General features: G+C 60.9%; 11 protein-coding genes. 8 read left to right on the top strand and 3 right to left on the bottom strand.

What is annotated here, in order from left to right:
• Window positions 1-266 precede the first annotated feature (266 nt).
• The 6 genes from AC6UAL_RS08830 to AC6UAL_RS08805 all read left to right on the top strand — a co-directional run bounded on the left by AC6UAL_RS08830 (window position 267) and on the right by AC6UAL_RS08805 (window position 6,632).
• Complete coding sequence (locus AC6UAL_RS08830) at window positions 267-1,772, top strand: metallophosphoesterase (RefSeq protein ID WP_500683014.1); 1,506 nt, start codon at window positions 267-269, stop codon at window positions 1,770-1,772.
• A gap of 24 nt (window positions 1,773-1,796) precedes the next feature.
• Window positions 1,797-2,312: a hypothetical protein gene (locus tag AC6UAL_RS08825; RefSeq protein ID WP_500683013.1), complete on the top strand. Its 516-nt coding sequence runs from the start codon at window positions 1,797-1,799 to the stop codon at window positions 2,310-2,312.
• Between the two features lie 569 nt (window positions 2,313-2,881).
• Window positions 2,882-3,952, top strand: coding sequence for an SEL1-like repeat protein (locus AC6UAL_RS08820; protein ID WP_500683012.1), 1,071 nt, complete (start codon window positions 2,882-2,884; stop codon window positions 3,950-3,952).
• Between the two features lie 24 nt (window positions 3,953-3,976).
• Entirely contained in the window at window positions 3,977-4,342 is a 366-nt protein-coding gene (locus tag AC6UAL_RS08815; protein ID WP_500683011.1) for a hypothetical protein, read from the top strand.
• A 280-nt stretch (window positions 4,343-4,622) separates the two neighbouring features.
• Window positions 4,623-5,429 (top strand): hypothetical protein, encoded by an 807-nt coding sequence (locus AC6UAL_RS08810; RefSeq protein ID WP_500683010.1) that lies wholly within the window; start codon window positions 4,623-4,625, stop codon window positions 5,427-5,429.
• A gap of 150 nt (window positions 5,430-5,579) precedes the next feature.
• Window positions 5,580-6,632, top strand: coding sequence for an SEL1-like repeat protein (locus AC6UAL_RS08805; protein ID WP_500683009.1), 1,053 nt, complete (start codon window positions 5,580-5,582; stop codon window positions 6,630-6,632).
• Window positions 6,633-6,936: 304 nt separating this feature from the next.
• Here the strand turns inward: AC6UAL_RS08805 and AC6UAL_RS08800 are convergent, their stop codons facing one another.
• The gene (locus AC6UAL_RS08800) at window positions 6,937-12,999 is read right to left on the bottom strand and encodes an alpha-2-macroglobulin family protein (protein WP_500683008.1); all 6,063 of its coding nucleotides are present in this window, start codon (window positions 12,997-12,999) and stop codon (window positions 6,937-6,939) included.
• Between the two features lie 286 nt (window positions 13,000-13,285).
• Here AC6UAL_RS08800 and hisF point away from each other — a divergent pair, with 286 nt between their 5' ends.
• On the top strand, window positions 13,286-14,050 hold the full coding sequence (gene hisF / locus AC6UAL_RS08795; protein ID WP_500683007.1) for an imidazole glycerol phosphate synthase subunit HisF: 765 nt from the start codon (window positions 13,286-13,288) through the stop codon (window positions 14,048-14,050).
• Between the two features lie 238 nt (window positions 14,051-14,288).
• Here the strand turns inward: hisF and AC6UAL_RS08790 are convergent, their stop codons facing one another.
• Window positions 14,289-16,463, bottom strand: coding sequence for an alpha-L-rhamnosidase-related protein (locus AC6UAL_RS08790; protein WP_500683006.1), 2,175 nt, complete (start codon window positions 16,461-16,463; stop codon window positions 14,289-14,291).
• Window positions 16,464-16,480: 17 nt separating this feature from the next.
• Window positions 16,481-17,905: an adenylosuccinate lyase gene (purB, locus tag AC6UAL_RS08785; protein ID WP_500683005.1), complete on the bottom strand. Its 1,425-nt coding sequence runs from the start codon at window positions 17,903-17,905 to the stop codon at window positions 16,481-16,483.
• A gap of 67 nt (window positions 17,906-17,972) precedes the next feature.
• Between purB and AC6UAL_RS08780 the strand changes: the two genes are divergently transcribed.
• Window positions 17,973-18,228: hypothetical protein (locus AC6UAL_RS08780; RefSeq protein ID WP_500683004.1), on the top strand; the 256-nt coding region annotated here is incomplete at its 3' end.

Raw genomic sequence — 18,228 nt, 5'->3', positions numbered from 1 at the left:
ATGTTCGTTTGGTGATTGTTCCCCCCGAGCCTTTGAGCGGAGAGCATCAACCCGCACCGATGTCTAGCTCGAAGTTCGGATTGCGTGAGTCGGCCAAAGGGGGGGCATCTGATGAGCATGTCGTTCATGACCCGTATAGAGTGACGGGTGGTGTTCAGGAGCTGCCGGGCTCCGAGCGGTCTGTAAGAGACTGGCTCGGCATACTTTATTGTAGTGCGGCTGTTTTGGTAATCATGTTAGTCATTTTGTATAGCAGAGGGTACCGTATGGGATTAGGAAGCACACCCGATACAGGAGAGCGGACAGGTGGCAAGGACGGCGAGGTCAGCGAGGACGGCAAGGACGGCAAGGACGGCAAGGACGGCGAGGACGGCGAGGACGGTGGCGTCGAAGGGGCGGGCCAGGGCCGCGGGAGGACCGGAGGTGAGTCCACTTCGGTTCATCGCGGTAACTCGGGTGGTGCCGAGGGCGGCCGGGGGGGAGAGTCGCGCACGGTTCCGGTGAGCGAGAGGGATACGAAGCCGGTGAATTGGGAGGAATTCACCGCACGTCCGCTGGATCCCGTGCTGAGCAGGCCGGTGCCCTCCTTTTACATGGTGCCGTCTCGCGATGTCCCCGTCAACGAGGGGGAGGAAACGGTCTTGCGTTTTCCCGATCGCGATGAGCTTAGTGCTTTGCTGGCTCTGCCCGCAAACCGCCAACGCATAAAAGAGTGCAGGTTATTCCACCGGCAGGTGGATATTGCCGCCAAATTCCAAAAATGGGCAGCAGAGAAGCCTGTCGGCAAGTCCGTACTGTTAACGGCTGAGCCTCGAGTTTGTTATTGGTTCGTCGGCGATGTGCACGGCGATTTGGAGTCCTTGGCTCGCATTTACGCCTACATCAAGCAGGAGTCGGAGTGCGATGCCGAGCATGATCGACACGTGTTGATTCTGCTGGGGGATCTCATCGATCGCGGCGAGGAGGATTTCGCCGTGCTGGCCTTTGTTCAGCAACTGCTCATGGAGCAGGATGAGCATGCGTCGCGGCTGACGCTTATGGTGATGCGCGGTAATCACGACTGTGCTCTGCGCTATGATGAGGGCAAGGCTGCGTTCTTGTCTTCGGTCGACCCCGCAGAGACGGCGGAACGCCTCAACGGGCTGATTGCGGAAGGCTACGAGCACGAAGCTCAGACTCTCGGCGCTGCCGTGGTAGAGCTGGGGCGTATTTGCCCCTGCATGGGTGAGTTAACTCATGTGTTATCCGAGTGCCCGAGCGCAACGATTCTTTTCACCCATGGTGGCGTGCCTCATACGGATTTGCAGAAGGCTGCGCTGAGCCGTTGTGAGGCCGGTTGTGTTGCAGAGGATGCGCCCCTCATTGAGTCTCTGCCCGGCGATATGCAGGAGGGGTGGATGAGCGATTTTACCTGGATACGACTGGTTGAGCGCGGACCGCGCAAAATTCCCAATCGTTCGACCCATGGCTGCCAGATGGGGGTGCAGGATGTGAACAACTATCGCCGTTTGCACTACCGGTTGACGCACCGTGCCATCACCTTTATCATTCGCGGGCACGATCACGAGGAGGGCGGATTCAAGCTTTACAGCTATGACCCTGCGTTCAACCCCGCGCGAGGAACCAGCGAGTTCAATTGTTTGCAGGAAAATTGCGGCGTGCTGACAATCAATGCCATGATGCGTGACAGGGCGGTAACCGGTGAAGCCGTGGCCGCTCGCTGGTGCAAGGGTGAAGCTATCTCCCTCTTCCGCTTCCCGTTTGACAGGTAAGAATCAAGCCTCTTGAGTCGGTTTATGGAATTGATGCTCCACGAGATGACCATTCGTTTCTTGCCCCAGTCATCACTGGCCTCGCAAGAGTTCTTGCGGCATCCGAAGAATGCGGAATGGGAGACCGTTGCCGATGCGTCGGAGTCGTTCGATGCTTCGTCGTATCACGATCTTCTGGTGAAGTGCGCGTATCGCGGCAGTGTGATAGAACGTGCGGATGAATGTCTACCGGACAAGGGCATTCTGCCCTGTCCGGATTGCGGGGAGGAAAAGTTTGTTGTGGCAAGGAGAAAAATCAAGCCTTGCGAATATACGTATGTGCGCTGCGGCAATGAAGGTTACCACCCCGACTTTGCATGCTGCCTTGTAGGAAGCATCCTGAAGGTTGTCGGTGCATTGTTATATATTTCGGCTTTATTTATTTCCCTTGGTAGTCCCCATGAGATCTCACGTTATCTTACCCATGAGAATATACGTTATGTTGTTCTGGCTGGGGTTGCCCTTTACATGACCGGCAGCTCCATGAAGAGAGGTGATTAGTACCGAGAGCCCTCGGTCTCCTCTGCAGAGAACAGCCGCGGGATAAAATATAAACTATTTTTGCGTTATGATTTGCTATCGATGCCCCCTGTGTGGTTCCCTGATGCCCCTGCCGATGCGCGAGTGTCGTTGCTGCGGTTGCGTTGATGCAGCAGAGGCGTGGGAAGAGGTTGAGCAAAGGGTTGCTCCTCCTGATTCTCCGTCCTTGTTGTTGCTCTCCGGAGACTTGCCGCAGCAGGTTCGAGTGCGCCGCGGTATGACGGTCCTGCGTGTGGGACGCCCGGTGTTGATGAAGGTTTCATCCGAGGGGAGATATGCGGACTACGTTCAGTTTGAGTTTGAGTGGCGTGGGAACGCATGTTTTGTCGTCGGATCTCGCGAGGCTCCCAATGAAACGCTCCTTAACGGAAGCCTCTTGTCGGGAGAGGCTGAGCTTCATCATGGCGACAGGCTCTGTTTGCGGGGGCGCGCCAGCGGGAGACTGGCGATGGTTTTAGTCGTGGAGTATGTGTCATGATGAGGGTGTAGCAGCGATTTGATGCTAAAAGTAGTTTCTTTTTTTCGGTTGTATGAAGCAATATTCAGTGATTCATCTTTCGTCGGCGGCTCTCGCCGATACGGTATATTTACGCCATCCCCAAAGCGCGGATTGGGACGAGTACAATGCCACCGGCACGGTGGTGGATGCTGCGTCGCTGAAGGGTCTGCGCTTGGAGTGTTCTGCTTGCGGGTCTATCGTCGAGAGTGTCGACTCGGCGTCTTCAAGCGGCGGATCGTTTCGCTGCCCGGTTTGTGATGAGAAGTTATTTTACGTCTACGTGTTCAGCAAGGCGAAAAGTGCTGCGGCGGTCAAACCGACGAAATCCAAGGCTCGGCATCCCAAATCCAAACCCGGAGCCACAAGCGCTCCTCGTTTCACAACACCAACGCCGTCTCCGGTGCGGCCTGTCTATGCGGTGCCACCTTCATCTCCGGCGCCGGTGCCCAGTAGTGCTTATCCCAAGGACGGTTTGAGTATGGAGGATTTTTTTTATTTGGTAGGATTTTTGCTCGTCGTATGCTACTGTTTCTGGAGCTTATGTACCATATTATACCCGCCCCCGAAGTACTACATTAAGTATCTCTTGGGCTTTGAGGATGCCGCGTATGAGATGGCGCGCTCCTATATTAATGGAGAGGGTTGGCTCCAGTCAGAGGATGCGTATGAGGGGTGGAAGGTAATGGAAAAGTATGCGGCTAAGGGTGATGCGAGCTGCGCGGAAGCGTTGGCCATCCGTTGCAGCCTTAAGGGTGATGCCGCGCAGGCTGCAGCGTGGTATGAGAAAGCCCAAAGCTGGAGCGATGCGCGTGATGCATATATTAAATCGGCAGAAAAGTGTTCGTCGGATTTCATGAAGCAAGAGTATTATCGCAAGGCTGTTGATGTGGGAAGGAAGGCCTACAATGATCCGGAATCGTTATCAGAAAAGGGGGAGGCAGCGTATAAAGTCGGTTCTATTTATGAGTCGTTGTACGATGTGAAGGGGGATTATGATCGCAGCTTGTTGGAAAATGCTCTCCTCTGGTACGAAAAGGCCTCCAGTCACGGGTATGATTCCGCGAGACGGGACAGCATAAAGCAGGAGCTTTATGGGAGGTGATGAGTGGTCTTGGGGGAGTATGGCATGTTCTTCATTTTTTCCAAAACAAAAACAAACACAATGAAAGAGATACGAATCGGTCGATTGGTGAAGTGCCTGCTGGCTGCAGGCTGTCTGGCGGTAGCTGTCACGAATATTGACAGTGGCCTTGCTGCGCCGTGTGCGCTCGGGTATGCCTTCTTGACGATCTGGGTGTACTTGGGCTTTCCGGCTTTTGCGGCGTTTTACAGGTATATTTGGACGTGGAGCAGTATCATGGGTATGCTCGGTTCGCTGGGTGCGATTGTGACGCTTCTGACCGTGACGCTGGGGCTTGTTGTGGTTGGGGTTGTCGCCATCCCGATCATTTTCTTGCTGACGTTGCTGGGGCTTTTGACAAATAGGGATTGAGGAGAAACTTAGGCATCACTGAGGCAAGACGCGCTCACGAAATCCGGCTTTGCGCTTGTCCACGAGCGTGAGCAGGGTGAAGTCGATGAAGGCGATCTTCATCGGGAGGCCGGGTAGGTGACGATTGCTTCTCGGCGCACGATGACGCCCTCGGCTTGTCCATTCGGAGAGATGCGGGGAATGCCCCTTCTAGGTGATGCTGTTACATCCGATCATAAATACTTAACAATAATTCATTTCTATCATGCCTGATATATCTGTCTTTTGCGGACTGCCTCTCATGAACTGGATCGCATATGCGACGTACTTGGCGATATTCCTGATCATCATGAATTTCAATTCATTCCTGTCACCGCTGAGGCTCATCGTAGCGTTGGTGGTAATGGGCTATTGCCTGTTGGGGGGAATAGTTTATTATAACATGGGATCTTTCGGAAATTTCTTTTTGTATTGGGGAATCGGCGGTGCGGCCTTCTGTTTCTTGACTTCACCGTACTGGTTGGCCATGATCGGTTTGTCGATAGTGGGGGGATGTTGGTTTTTGGCCGGATGTGTGGTGGGTGGATTCTTCTTCGGTCCGGTTTTGTGGGTTGTCATTCTCTTGCGCGTGATTTTCGGGGCTTTCCGGCAGAGCTGGCTGACGGCCGTGATCGGTTGCGTCGGCGTGTTCGGTATCGGGGTCATGGGGCAAAGTCATCATTCGTCGAATGTGGTCATCAATTTCATAACGAATCCGCAGCTCACGGTGGACCAGCATGTGATTGTCAATCATACTGAGGAGCTCCATGTGCATCAGTCGGAGAATACGGTCAACGTGCTTATTGAGGTGAAGGTCGTGCAGAATGGAGACGTTTTGGTGACTCGCCAGGTGTCCGGGAGCATTCTGCAGGGTATGTACGGTGTTGTGGAAAGGGTGTCTAATGACCTGAATCAGTCGTCCTGCGATGTGCGTTTGACGACGGATAAGGGCCTTGATTTGATCGTAAAGGCTCGCAGTGCTTCCGGTCGTTTCCTGAAAGTCGGGGACCGCGTCCGGGTGAGCGGGGTCGATGAGAGAGAGAAGGTGGTGCTCGTGGAGAAGGTATGAGGTGTGCCCGAATGCGTGCCGGCCGCGAAGCGCGAGTTCCGAGAGTCTTGCTCGACGCAGTTTGCCGTGCGGAGTCAGCGTCCGGCACGCATTGCATCAGCTGCATCGGATAGTAAGGTTTAGTTTTTTGTTTATTATTTTATTGCTAGTATGAAGCAATATTCAGTCGTTCATCTTTTGCCGACGGCTCTCGCCGATACGGTATATTTACGCCATCCCCAAAACGCGGATTGGGATGAGTACAGTGCCTCGGGCTCGGTGGTGGATGCTGCGTCGCTGAAGGGGCTGCGCTTGGTGTGTTCTGCCTGCGGGTCCATCGTCGAGAGTGCCGATCCTGCGTCCGCAAACGGCGGATCGTTTCGCTGCCCGGTTTGTGATGAGAAGTTATTTTACATCTACGTGTTCAGAAAGGCGAAAAGTGCTGCGGCGGTCAAACCGACGAAATCCAAGGCTCGGCATCCCAAATCCAAACCCAGAGCCAGAAAAGCAAGCGCTCCTCGTGTCACATCGCCTGTGTCGCCTCCTGCGTCGCCTCCTGCGTCGCCTCCTGCGCGGACGACAGTCGGTGGTGGTTTCCGTGATTTCTTAGATGAAAAGATACTGCCTTGGTACTCCTTGGCTATTTACATATGGGTCATAGGCTTTATGGTGTACATCCTCTATCCGCCTCCGATTTACTACGTTATGCACTGCTTCGGTTCTGAGGATGCCGCGTATAAGATGGCGATGTCGTATAGGACGGGCGAGGGCTGGCTTCAGTCAAAGGATGAGAATGAGGCGTGGAAGGTGATCAGAAAGTATGCTGCGCAGGGAAACCAGCGATGCGCGAACGAGTTGGCGTACAAGTATGAGTGTGATGGTGATTATTTGCAGGCCGCTAAGTGGTATGAGAAGGCTCATTCATGGAGAAGTGCCGGAAACGCTTACTGGAACGCGGCGGAAGCGTCGCCTTCTTATCTGAAAAGGCAGTACTATGAAAAAGCTGTCGAGGATTGCAAGAAGGAATATTATCAGTCCGGTGGAAGTGTGCAGTCTTTCGTTGCCGAGGATCTGGGTCGGATTTATGAGTCATGGTACAGAGTCTCGAAGGATCAAGCTATGCTGAGAGAGGCTCTCCAGTGGTACAAAGAGGCAGAGGCTCATGGCGCGGAGTGGCTCGGTAAAACTATCGGGCGCTTGGAACGGTTGCTCAGGGCATGGTGACCCTTGTGCTGATGCTTCTCGGTCTTTTGACGGATGAGGATTGAGGGGTATCTGAGCTGGGTAGGGGAGGGCATGTGTTTGCTCTTTCGCATAGCGATTTCTTTTAGCTCCTCAGATCGCCGTTGGGTGTTGAGTGCTCCTGCCGGCGGTTTTTTGTGCGCGTCTTGCGGAACAGCCGGTGGGGCGTGCTGCGGTGCGACGGCGGGTGGCGGTTCGCAAGGGGTGAGGGCGCAGAAAGACCGGCGGCCTTTTCGGGGCTGCCGGTCTTGCGTTGCGGCAGAGGCGCACTCTGCCGTCTGCGGGTTTATTTGCTGATGATGCGAACGTTTTCGGAGAGGCCGTAGGTCTGGGGTTCGTACATGAGCTGGGCTTCGGCCGGGGGTGCGGTGCAGCTGCCGGCGCGTTTGACGCGGGCGTAGTAGCGCATGTTGAGTAGGTCGCGCCCTGCCCAGCGGGTGCAGAAGCCGCGGACGCGTTCGGGGAGGTATTCGCGGTGGTCAAACCACATGCTCCAGGGCATGGGTTCGAGCCCGGCGGCTTGGCTCGGGATGTTCGGGTTGATGGCTTCCATGCACGAGGGCAGGTAGTCTTCAAGGACGAAGTATTCGAGTTCATCCGCAACTTTGGCGCAGGTCAGGGTGACGCGTACGATGTCACCGACGGCAAATTCCGTGGCGGGTCTCCAGACGCCGTCTTCGCCTTTCTTTTCGTAGAGGCGGGTGACTTGGAGTCCTTTTTCGGTCAGGCCGGGGTATTCGCGGGTTTCGGGCAGGGCTTTGGCTTTGATGGTGACGTAGACGCTGCCTTCAGCGGAGCTGAGGGTGGTGCTGATGTCGCCGAGGTTGCGGCCGGGGTTTTCGGGGCTGATGCCGGTGCTGCCGTTGCCGAGGGTGAGTGTTTGTCCGTTGCCGAGGGTGAGGCGCGCGGGGGCGCTTTCGGCGGGTTCGAGTCTGAGGTATTCGGCGAGGGCGATGAGGGTCCAGCTGCTCTGCCAGGTGGTGTTGTGGCGGTAGTCATGGCCGCGTGAGCGCATCCAGCGCAGGAAGGCGCTGTGGCGGTTGACGGGGTCGCGCTTGAGGGCGGCGATGAAGCTCAGGTCGGGCAGGGCGCGGTTGCGCCAGCCGACGATGGGTTGGTCGGGTTTGTAGCCGGCGGCTTCGCTGATGGCTTGCGCCATGAGTTGTTCGTCGCCGAGGCAGCGGGCGATGGAGTAGCGGGCCAGGGAGCCGAGGAGTTTTTTATTGTCGGGGCGCTTGGTGTCGGCTTCGAGTTCGCGGCGCAGGTAACGGCGCAGTTTTTCCATGGGCTCGCGGGGGATGTCGTAGCCGTTTTCGGCGGCGATGGTGAAGATGAGGCCGGCGTGGGCGCTGGCCCAGAGGCAGGATTCACGGCTGTCGCTCCAGTAGCCGAGGCCGCCGTCGGGCTGCTGCCTGCGGAGGAGTTGGGCGATGGTGTCGTTGACGGTGCGCTCGACTTCTTCTTCGGGGGTTTCAGCCATCTTCGGTGAGAAGGGGGCGAGGCGTTTGTAGAGCAGGTAGGGCATGAGGCCGCTGGCGGTTTGCTCGGTGCAGCCGTAGGGGTAGCCCAGGACGTATTCGGCGCAGCCGGCGAGGTGCAGCAGGGGGTTGGCCGAGGCTTCGATGGTCAGGCTGCCGCGGGTGGAGGTGGCCAGTTCGGGCGCGAGGAGTTTCGCGACGGCGATGGGGGCTTGCCCGGGGCTGAGGACGAGGCGGTGGCTTTCTTTGAGGACGGGTGCGGGGAAGCGCACGGGGAAGCGCCCTTCGACGGCATCGCTGCTGCCGGCGGCTCGCGCGGTCCAGGTGAGGATGTTTTCGCCTTCTTTCTCGGCGATGACGTCAAAGTAGAGGGTGCCGGTTTTGCGGGCGCCGAGGCGGATGCTCTGCGGGCCGGCTGCGCTGCTGAGGGTGACTTCCCAGCTGTCTTCTTGGTCGGTGTTGTTGGTGATGGTGACGGGCAGGCGCAGGGTGTCGCCGAGGCTCATGAAGAGCGGGGTGCCCGGGGTGAGCATGACGGGTTGGTTGACGATGAAGTCGCCTTTGGCGCTGCCGAATTTCCCGCCGCTGCGATCGACGGCGACGGCGAAGACGCGGTAGGTGGTGAGGGTGTCAGGCAGGGTGACTTCGGTGCTGAAGCGGCCGTCGGCGTCGGTGCGCAGGGAGCCCTGCCAGAAGGCGGTGGGGACGAAGTTGCTGCGCAGGCGCGGTGCTGGGCCGCTGCCGGCACTGCCGTTGGCGGCTTTCATCGCGGCTTTGGAGGCGACGGGGGCTGCCTGCCTGAGGACGCCGCTTTCTTCGGCTACGGGGACGGGGGCGCCCATGGGGGCAGAGGCGGCGCACAGGTCTGCGCCATCGCACACGGCGTCGTTGCAGCTTTCAGCGGTGCAGCCGGCGTAGAAGACTCCGTCTGCGGCTCGTCGGCTGCGGAGGCCGCGGGTGAGGACGCGTGTGTCGAGGGAGGGGATGCAGGCGGGGCCTTCGATGAGGTCGCCGAGCCAGAGGCCGGGCATGGCGTTGATGAGTTGCTGTTGCTCTGTGTCAATGCGGATGCCGGGATGCAGGGGCTGCGGCAGGGGGGCGCTGTTGCTCGGCAGCAGGGGGATGGGGGTGTAGCTGCGGCCCTGTGCGCGGCAGAAGATGCTGAGGGGGTCGGGTTCTCGGTAGGGGCTCAGGGAGAGCATGCCGGCGTCGACGGCGTAGAAGGTGACTTCGGCGTCAACGGGGGCTCCGGCGGCATCGGTGACGCGGCCGCTGAGTTTGATGCTGCTGCCGGGCAGGCTGGGGGTTTTCGGCAGGTCGAGTGCGATGGTGAGGGCTTTGGCGGTGCAGGGGATGTTGCAGTCGGCGGTGATGCCGCCGGGGCGTTCGTAGCTGCCGCTTTCGTTGGGCCTCATCTGGAAGACGGTGATTTGGATGTTGCCGCAGTCTTCGGGGGTGACGGGCAGGGTGACGGTTTGGCGCCCGGCTTTGAGGTCGAGGAGGGAGGGTCTGATTTTGTCGCCGATGCCCATGATGGCGATGGCGGTGCCGTCGGCTTCAAAGGTGCCGCTGAGGCTGATTTGGCCGTTGTTGCATTCGGCGTCAACGCGGGTGATGTTGTTGTTGCCGGGGTAGATGCGGTGGGGGCCGAAGTAGGGCTGCGTGCAGGTGAGTTCGCGCCCTTGGCTGTCTTTGGCGCTCAGGCAGATGTTGAGGAAGCGAGAGTTGTTCGGATCCGCTTCGGGGATGTCGATGGTGACGCCTTTTTCACAGTGGGCGGGGATGGTGATGTTGCTTTCGCTGAGGCAGCGGGTGACGGGTTTGATGATGATGATGCCGTTGGGGTGGGTGCTTTCTTGCTGCTCGGTGCTGAGGATCCGGACGCAGACGCTTTGGTCTTTGTCGAGGATTTTGTCATTCTCGCTGTTGCGCAGGGTGAGGATGTTGCCGTTGAGGGTGTAGTAGAATTCGCCCGGGCGGATGTTCTGCACCTGTGCGTCGAGGATGAGGTTTTCTTCGCGGTCGTTGGTGAGGGTGGCGTTGGCGACGAAGCTGATGCCGGCGGCATTGTTGCCGAGGGCGGGCAGTTTGACTTTGTGGGTGGCGCTGCCCTGCTCATCGAGGGTGAGGGTGAGCTCGGTGCTGTCGATGGGGTTGTAGGTGGGGCAGAAGGGGGTGTTGAGGTCTTGAACCTTGATCAGACGTTCGTCGTCGGTGGGGACGGGGGCTTTGACGTCGGTGTGGGTGAGGGTGACGCGGGTGCCTTCGAGGCCGGCGCCGTTGAGGTCTCGGGCTTTGACGGTGATGGCGGCTTCGTCAGGTGAGACGGTTTTGATGTCGAGGCTGATTTTGCCTTCCATGCTGTCGCGGCGGAAGATTTGGCAGGGGATGCTTTCTCGGTAGGAGAAGGCTCGGTCGGGGGTGATGATGTTGACGAGGTAGTTGCCGGTGATGTCTTCGTCGCCCGTGGGAAGGGTGAATTCGGTGTCAAAGGCGCCGTATTCGTTGATGGCGACGGTGCGGGTGAGGAGGACTTCGCCGTTGGGGCGCCGGACGGTGAGTGTGGCGCTGCTGACGCCGGGCAGTTTGGCGTTGGTGTTGTTGTCGCTGCGGCGCAGGATGCTGTGCAGGCGGACGATTTCACCGGGGCGGTAGATGGGGCGGTCGAGGATGTTGCACCGGGTGGGGCTGTAGCCGTCGGCATCGCTCCGGCCGTCGATGTATCTCGGGCTGCCGTAGCCTTCGATGATGATGTAGTCGTCGCCGGCGGTGGCGAGCATGAGTTCAGCGCTGTTTTCGGTGAGGGCGACGCCGTTTGTGACGGGGATGGCGGGGGTGCTTTCGGTCAGCAGGACGGGCTGCTGATCAGGGCGCGGCGCGGAGGCTCGCCCGATGAGCGGGCGGGGGCGCTGCGGGCTGTTGTCGGCTTGGGTGTCGGGTCTGTTGAAGAAGCGGATGTTGCCTTTGGGCAGGGGGCTGCCGTCGCTGCGCCGGGTCAGGACGATGGCGCCGCTGCCGCTGATGGGCATGAGGTCGCTGAGCTGGACGAGGTAGTCGGCTTCGAAGTCAAGGGTGTTTTCGCTCAGGCCGAGGTCGGTCAGGGCTTGGCGGACGGGGGCGGTGGGGCGGCTCTTGATGGTGATGAGGTAGAGGCCGGGGCGGCTGTCACCGCCGGTGAGTTGGTCGAGGTCGAGGACGATTTCTTTGCTGTCGCAGGCGGCGTCGCTGCAGCCGGTGCTGATGTGCTGCTCGGGGTAGACGGTGGCGTCGGCGATGGCAGTTTCACGGTAGACGGCGGGGCGTTTGCCGGCGGCTTGGGTGAGCCAGGTGATGTTGTACCGGGTTTGGAGGCCTTGTTCGGCGCGTTTCGCGACGAGGCTCAAGAGGTAGCTGAACTGCTGCTGCTCGCGCGTGTTGCGGAGGTTGCTGCGCAGCAGGGGGTATCGGACGGCGGCGGCTTCGGGCTCCCAGCGGCGGGCGGTGACGGTGAGGCTGTCGCTGTTGCGCGCGGTGAAGCGCAGTTTGTGTTCTCCTTTCAGCGGCAGGAGGGCCGGGGCGCCGTTTTGCGCGAGGTCGGGCCAGGCGGGGTTGAGGGTGAGGCGGTGGGTGTGGCGCTGTTGCTGCGCGAGGCCGCGTTTGGCTTTGGCGCCGGGGGGCAGGCTGAGGTCGATGGTGACGGGGGCGCTGTCTCCGCTCACGCTGAGGGTGTAGCCTTCGGCGCAGTCGGGTTCGGTGTACTGGATTTCATCGTTGGCGACGGGGCCGAGTTTGTTTTGCGCTTCGCGCGGGAGGCTGCGGTCGATGTGTATCCGTTGCTCGCGCGGGTTGGTGCGCGCGAGGCTGAGCTTGTATCGGCGATTGTCGCCGGTGGTGATGGTCCAGGTGTTGCCGTCGGGGCTCAGGGTGGCTTTTTGCCCGCCGATGCTCAGTTCGAGGCTGCGGAAGAGTTGCGGGACGTCGGCGGCTGAGATGGGGGCGCTGTATGTGACGGTGATTTCGCGCTGCCCGTTGTTGAAGTTTTGGCTGACGCTGCTGAGCAGTTCGGCTTTGGGGTTGAAGTCGGTGTAGAGGCGCTGCATGCGCAGGATGCCGGATTGGGCGGGGGCGGTGGCGCGCAGTTCCCACTTGCAGGCGGCGTCCAGCGGGGTCTGCGGGGTGACGACGACTTGCCCGGGCAGGATGCTCTGCGGGGTGAGCTCGACCCATTTGTCGAAGCCGCGCAGGCTCAGCAGTCGCCCGGCGGTCGAGGAGAAGCCGTCGCTCAGGGTGGCGGGGCGGGCGGTGGCGGGGATTTCGCGGCCGTAGCTGCGGCGTCCTTTCTCGTCCGTCTTGACTTCATGGAAGCTGTAGGTGACGGGGCTTTCGGCGCTGAAGTCGATGAGTTCGCGGCTCCATCCGGCGTTTCGCCAGACATCGAGGAGGTCGGCGGTGACGAGCAGCGAGTCGGGTGTGCCTTCGAGCTGCATGGCGCTCAGGCTGCCTTCGGAGGGGCGGGTGAAGCTGTAGTCGCTTTGTTGCAGCGGCCGTTTGCTGAGGTATTGGGTGCCGGGTTTGAATTGGAGGCGGTATTCGGTGCGGCTGTCGCTGCCGAGCGGGTAGGTGATGACGAGGTAATCCTGGTCTTCCCAGCAGGCTTCGGGGCGGTGGGCGGGGTCGCCGGTGATGGTGAAGAGGTCGAGTCCGCGGTCGCTGTCGCTCCGTTCGGGGTTTCTGCTGTTTTGGACGGTGGTGAGGCTGACGACGGGTTCGCTGAATTGGATGGTGACGCAGCGGTAGTTGTTGCTGAGGGTGTCGGCGCTTGCGCCGCCGCCGCCGATGCCGCCGCTGAGCAGGGCGAGCATGCAGATGTTGCGGGAAAGGGCTGTTTTCATACGGTCAGGGGGGGGAAGGTACGGGGTTGAGTGTGTGGGGGGGGATTGTGAGGTGATGGAGGGAAGGGGCGGAGCGTCGGCGGGGTCTTGCCGAGGCTCGGGGGAGCCGCGGGTACATCGGGACTCGCCCATGCCATTATAATATACGGTTCGGGCTGCTTTTTGTCACCCCTCTTTTTGAAAATTGGCTGATCGGGGTGATTTTTTGTTCGCGGGAGGCCGCCGGGCGGCGGAGGATGGCGGCATCGGTGATTGACTTTGCGGCGCGGTTCTGTATGATGGTGGCGTGCTTGCAAAACGAATTATCCCCTGTCTGGATGTGACGAATGGCCGCGTGGTCAAGGGTACGCATTTTGTGAATTTGCGCGATGCGGGAGATCCCGTGGAGTGCGCGATTGCCTATGACCGTCAGCAGGCCGATGAGCTGGTGTTTCTCGATATTACGGCGAGCAGCGACGGCCGCGATACGATGGAGGATGTGGTGCGTCGCACGGCGGCGCAGTGTTTCATGCCGCTGACGGTGGGCGGCGGTATTCGCACGGTGGAGGATATGCGCCGCATGCTCCATGCCGGTGCGGACAAGGTTTCGGTGAACACGGCGGCGATTCGCCGCCCCGAGCTCATCAGCGAGGGGGCGGATGCCTTCGGCAGCCAGTGCATCGTGGTGGCCATTGACGCCAAGCGCTTCGGCGAGGGGCAGTGGCGCGTGTCGACGCACGGCGGGCGCAACATGACGGAGCTCGATGCGATTGAGTGGGCCCGCGAGGCGGAGCGCCGAGGCGCGGGCGAGATTCTGTTGACGAGTATGGATGCGGACGGCTCGAAAAACGGCTATGATATCGAACTGACGCGCCGCGTGAGCGAGGCCGTGCGCATTCCCGTGATTGCCAGCGGCGGCGCGGGCAATCTCGACCACATGGTGCAGGTGCTCCGCGAGGGGAAGGCGGATGCCGTGCTGGCCGCTTCGATTTTTCACTTCGGCGAATACACGGTGGCGCAGGCCAAGGCTTATTTCGCCGCTCGCGGTATTCCCGTGCGACCCATGGTTTGAGCCGCGCGGGCGGAGGGCAAGCTGAGCGGGCGGAGCGAGCCAAGCGGGTCAATCGAGCCGAGCAGGCGTCCGCTGCGGGGCCGTCGGACGGCGGCAGGCGTTCGAAGAGAGGCTCTCCCCCTGACAAAACGGGAAGACGGAAAGGCCGCCGCCTCCGAGTGCTCGGGGCGGCGGCCTTTCCGTTGTGGCGCGGCAATGCGCCGGGGTGTTCGAGCGCGGGAGGCTCAGCGCGGGTCTCTCAGCGCACGTGTATGAGCTCGATGTGGCGCACCATGCACTGGTTGATTTCACCGTTGGCATTGAGGCAGCGCTCGTTGTAGCGCAGCGAGAAGCGGTGGCGCCCGCTCTTGATGCTCAGGAGGATGCCGGCGGAGTAGGTGTAATCTTCCCAGTGACCGCCTTCCGTGTTATGCGGCATGGCGATGAGAGCCTCCGGCTTGCCGTCCACATAGAGCTGGCGGATGGCGCAGGTGTCGCCGTCGCGCAGGGAGGCCGTGGCGTTGCAGTAAAAGACGCGCACGAGGTAGGTGCCCGACGCGAGGCTGACGTCTTCGTAATCGAGGCGAGAGGTGCAGGGGCGCGTATCGAGCCAAGCCTGTTCGTGCTCGATGCGGTACTCGGCCTCTTCGCCGATGCGGTAGGGCTGAATGACCTGTCGCGCACCGGGCGCCGAGCAGCAGTAGGGCTTGCTGAGCCCGGAGATCTGCTCGGCACTCTCGGCCTGCACGCGGTACACATCGTAGTGCAGGGCCGGCTTGATGGGGTAGCTGCAGGTGTTTTCTCCCGTGCAGGCGAAGGCCGTGCCGTTGCGGAAGAGCGAATAGCGCGACGCTCCCGGCACGGGTTTCCAGCGCAGCAGCGAGCCGGTCGGCGCATCCCATTCAGGCTCCGGCAAATCATCCTTCGCCACCGGGTGATGCCCCGTGTCCTCTTCCTCATCTTCCGACGGCAGCAGCTCGAACTCCAGCAGGTAGTGCCCCTTGGAATCCAGCGGCAGCAGCGGTGCGCCCATCTTCCCGTTGATGCTGACTTGGCAGACGGAGTTGCCGAAGCCTTTGAGGTGGATATCGAGCACCATGTCGCGAATCTTCAGGTTCGTCAGCCAGTGGCTGCCCCGGAAGTTGCGCGGGACGCAGGGAGCGAAGGTGATGCTGTCGCCCTCGCGGCGCAGCCCGAAGAGACCGTAGTAGAACGCGCCGAGCATCCCGGTCACGCTCCAGAGCTGGCGATCCGAGTTGAGCAGCGTATCCGCCGCCTCGCCCGTCTGCGCGTGCAGATTCTCCTTGTTCGTGCCGAAAGCCATCGCCGCGCGCAGCAGAGAAGCCAGCGAAAAGGCGCAGCCCTCCGAATTCGACATCTCGGCATGAGCCAGCAGCACGTAGGCCTCGACGAAGGGCCACACGGCGCGGTTGTGGTACGAGGCCTCCTTGTTGGCCTTGTACGGGCTGAACACGGGCGTGCCCCAGGGCGAGCGCGGCAGATGCGCGAGCGCCTGCCCCGCGTGATCCCCCGCCAACCCGGACATGACCGCCAGCGCCGTCGCCAGCGCATCCGTATGCTCATCGAGGAAACCGTCCACCGTGCTGAAGATGCCGTAGGCCTGATTCGCGCGGCTCCAGAAGGTCTTGTTGATGGCCTCGCGCAGATTCGCCGCCTCGAGGGCATAGCGCTGGGCCTCGTCCTTGCGCCCCAGCGTGCGGAGCATCTTGGCGAGAATGATGCGGCTGATGCAGTGCACCACATTGGTGCCGAAGGCGTAGGTCTCGCCGATGTTGGCCGGGGTCATCCAGTCCGGGTAGCTCTGGTCGCGCCAGTCGAGGAAACTCGTTTCGCCCTTGTGCAGCGGGCTCCGAGCGTTCATGAAGCGCTCGTCCTGCTCCATGGTGCGGATGAGGACGTCCGCCGCCCATGCGAGCCACTCGCGGTCGCCGAGGCGCGTATCGAGAGACCACGCACCCATCGCCCAAATCACGCGATCCGTCGAGACGGGCCAGCCGCCGCCCGTGCCCGTATCCTGCATGACAACGCCGTCGCGGACGCGGGATTCGAGACTGGCGCGGCAGGCCTCCGGTTCGAGCAGCGCTGCGCCCAGCGCCGCGGCGTACGCAATATCGCGCGTCCAGACCGTCGGCCAATTAGCTCCGGCCCGCAAGAGCCCCTCGTGCGAGATATCCTGCTGCAGCTCGTGCGCCGCGAGATTGTACATCGCCTCCAGCACCGGCAGGGTGCCCTTGTAGGACGGGCTGCCCGCGGGCGGCTGCGGCAGATGCAGCTCGCGCCTCTCATCCCCCCGGGTAATGACCAAGCGATCCGGGCTCGGGATGAGGGCCTCAAGCCCCGGCTGCGTCATCCGGCGCGAAGTGAGGCGGTACGCTTCGTTCTCAAACAGGACCTGTTCAGGCTGAGAGCTCATGACAACATCGGCGCAGCTTAGAGAATGGCCCCCGGCTTGTAGCCGACTCCGTCCGGGTAGCGCTCGGAGAGTTCTCGCACCATCGCGATGAAGGCATCGACTTGGCGCCCGGCCATGCCCGTGTCTCCGGCATTGGCGTCGTAGATCTGACGGATCTCCTCGCGGCTGAGCTTCAAGCGCGGATCCGCCCCGAGGCGGTCGAGCAAGTCATTGGAAGAGATGCGCCCGTTGCGCAAATCATTCGACACGGCCACCGCGTGCTCCTTGATGACTTCGTGCGCCTCTTCGCGCCCCACGCCGCGCTTCACGGCCGCCATCATGATGGTGGTGGTCATCAGGAAGGGCAGGTAGCGGTTGAGCTCGGTGCGGATCACGGGCTCGTAGACGCCCATCTGGTCGAGCACCGTCAGGAAGGTCTCCATCAGCCCGTCGGCCGCCAGGAAGGCATCGGGCAGCACGCAGCGGCGCACCACCGAGCAGGAGACATCGCCCTCATTCCACTGGTCGCCGATGATGCCGCCGATCATGGCGAGGTGCCCCTTGAGAATCGCGTGGAAGCCGTTGATGCGCTCGCAGGAGCGCGGATTCATCTTGTGCGGCATCGCGCTCGAGCCCGTCTGCCCCTTCGCGAAGCCCTCCGTCGCCAGCTCGTGACCGACCATGAGGCGCCACGTTTTGCAGAAGCTGCTCGGCCCGCTGGACAGACCCACGAGCCCGGAAATAATCTCAAAATCGAGCGAGCGGGGATAGACCTGCCCGACGTTCGTCCATTTGCTGCCGATGCCGAGGTGGGCGCAGACGCGCTCTTCGAGCTCCAGCACCGCTTGCTCATTTTTGCCGAAGAGCGAAAGCTGGTCGAGCTGCGTACCCACGGCACCCTTGAGGCCGCGCACGCGGTAGCGCTCCATCATGCTGACCCAAGCCCAGGCCCAGTGCACGATCTCCTCGCCGAACATGGCGACGCGCTTGCCCATGGTGGTCGCCTGCGCGGCGACGTTGTGCGTGCGCGCCGCAAACACGAGGTCTCGCCACTGAGCCGCATGTGCAGCCATGCGATCGAGCACGGCGACGGCCTTGTCGCGGATGATGTGCATCGCGCGCCAGATTTGAAGCTGTTCGACGTTCTCCGTCAGGTCGCGGCTCGTCATCCCCTTGTGGATGTGCTGGTAGCCGGCGAGATCGCAAAACTCCTCAATGCGAGCCTTGACGTCGTGGCGCGTGATGCGCTCGCGCTCGTTGATCGACTCGATATTCACCTGCGACTTGACGGCCTCATAGGCGTCGATCGCCTCCTGCGGAATATCGAGCCCGAGATCCTTCTGCGCCTTCATGACGGCGATCCAGAACTCGCGCTCGAGCACGATGCGGCCCTCGGCGGACCAGATGGACTTCATGGCATCGGAGGCGTAGCGCCCGGCCAGTACATTGGGAATAGCGTTCATGTGTCTGTCTGAGTGTTGCCACGTGTGGCGGCCCGGCTGTCCCGGAACCGCCCTCAGCATACCATCTGTGAGGCGGAAAGACAAGCGCAAAGGCAGTCATGCCTCCGGTGCTGCACACGGACCGCATTGCGTCAAAATAAAACGCACCGAAGAAGCTCTCGGGAGAGAAACGCCGCAATGGCATTTTTACGCATTGCGTCAAAATAAAACGCACCAATGGAGCTCTCGGGAGAGAAATGCCGCAATGGCATTTTTATGGTTGCTTCAAATGAAAAGTCACCATAATTATTACATACCCTTGTTTATGAGAGGAGAAGAGAAAA

The organism is Candidatus Parakkermansia intestinigallinarum (assembly GCF_944389695.1).
Lineage (GTDB): Bacteria > Verrucomicrobiota > Verrucomicrobiia > Verrucomicrobiales > Akkermansiaceae > Akkermansia > Akkermansia intestinigallinarum.
The sequence above is the reverse complement of the archived record's forward strand: the minus strand, read 5'-3'. Positions and strand labels throughout refer to the sequence as shown.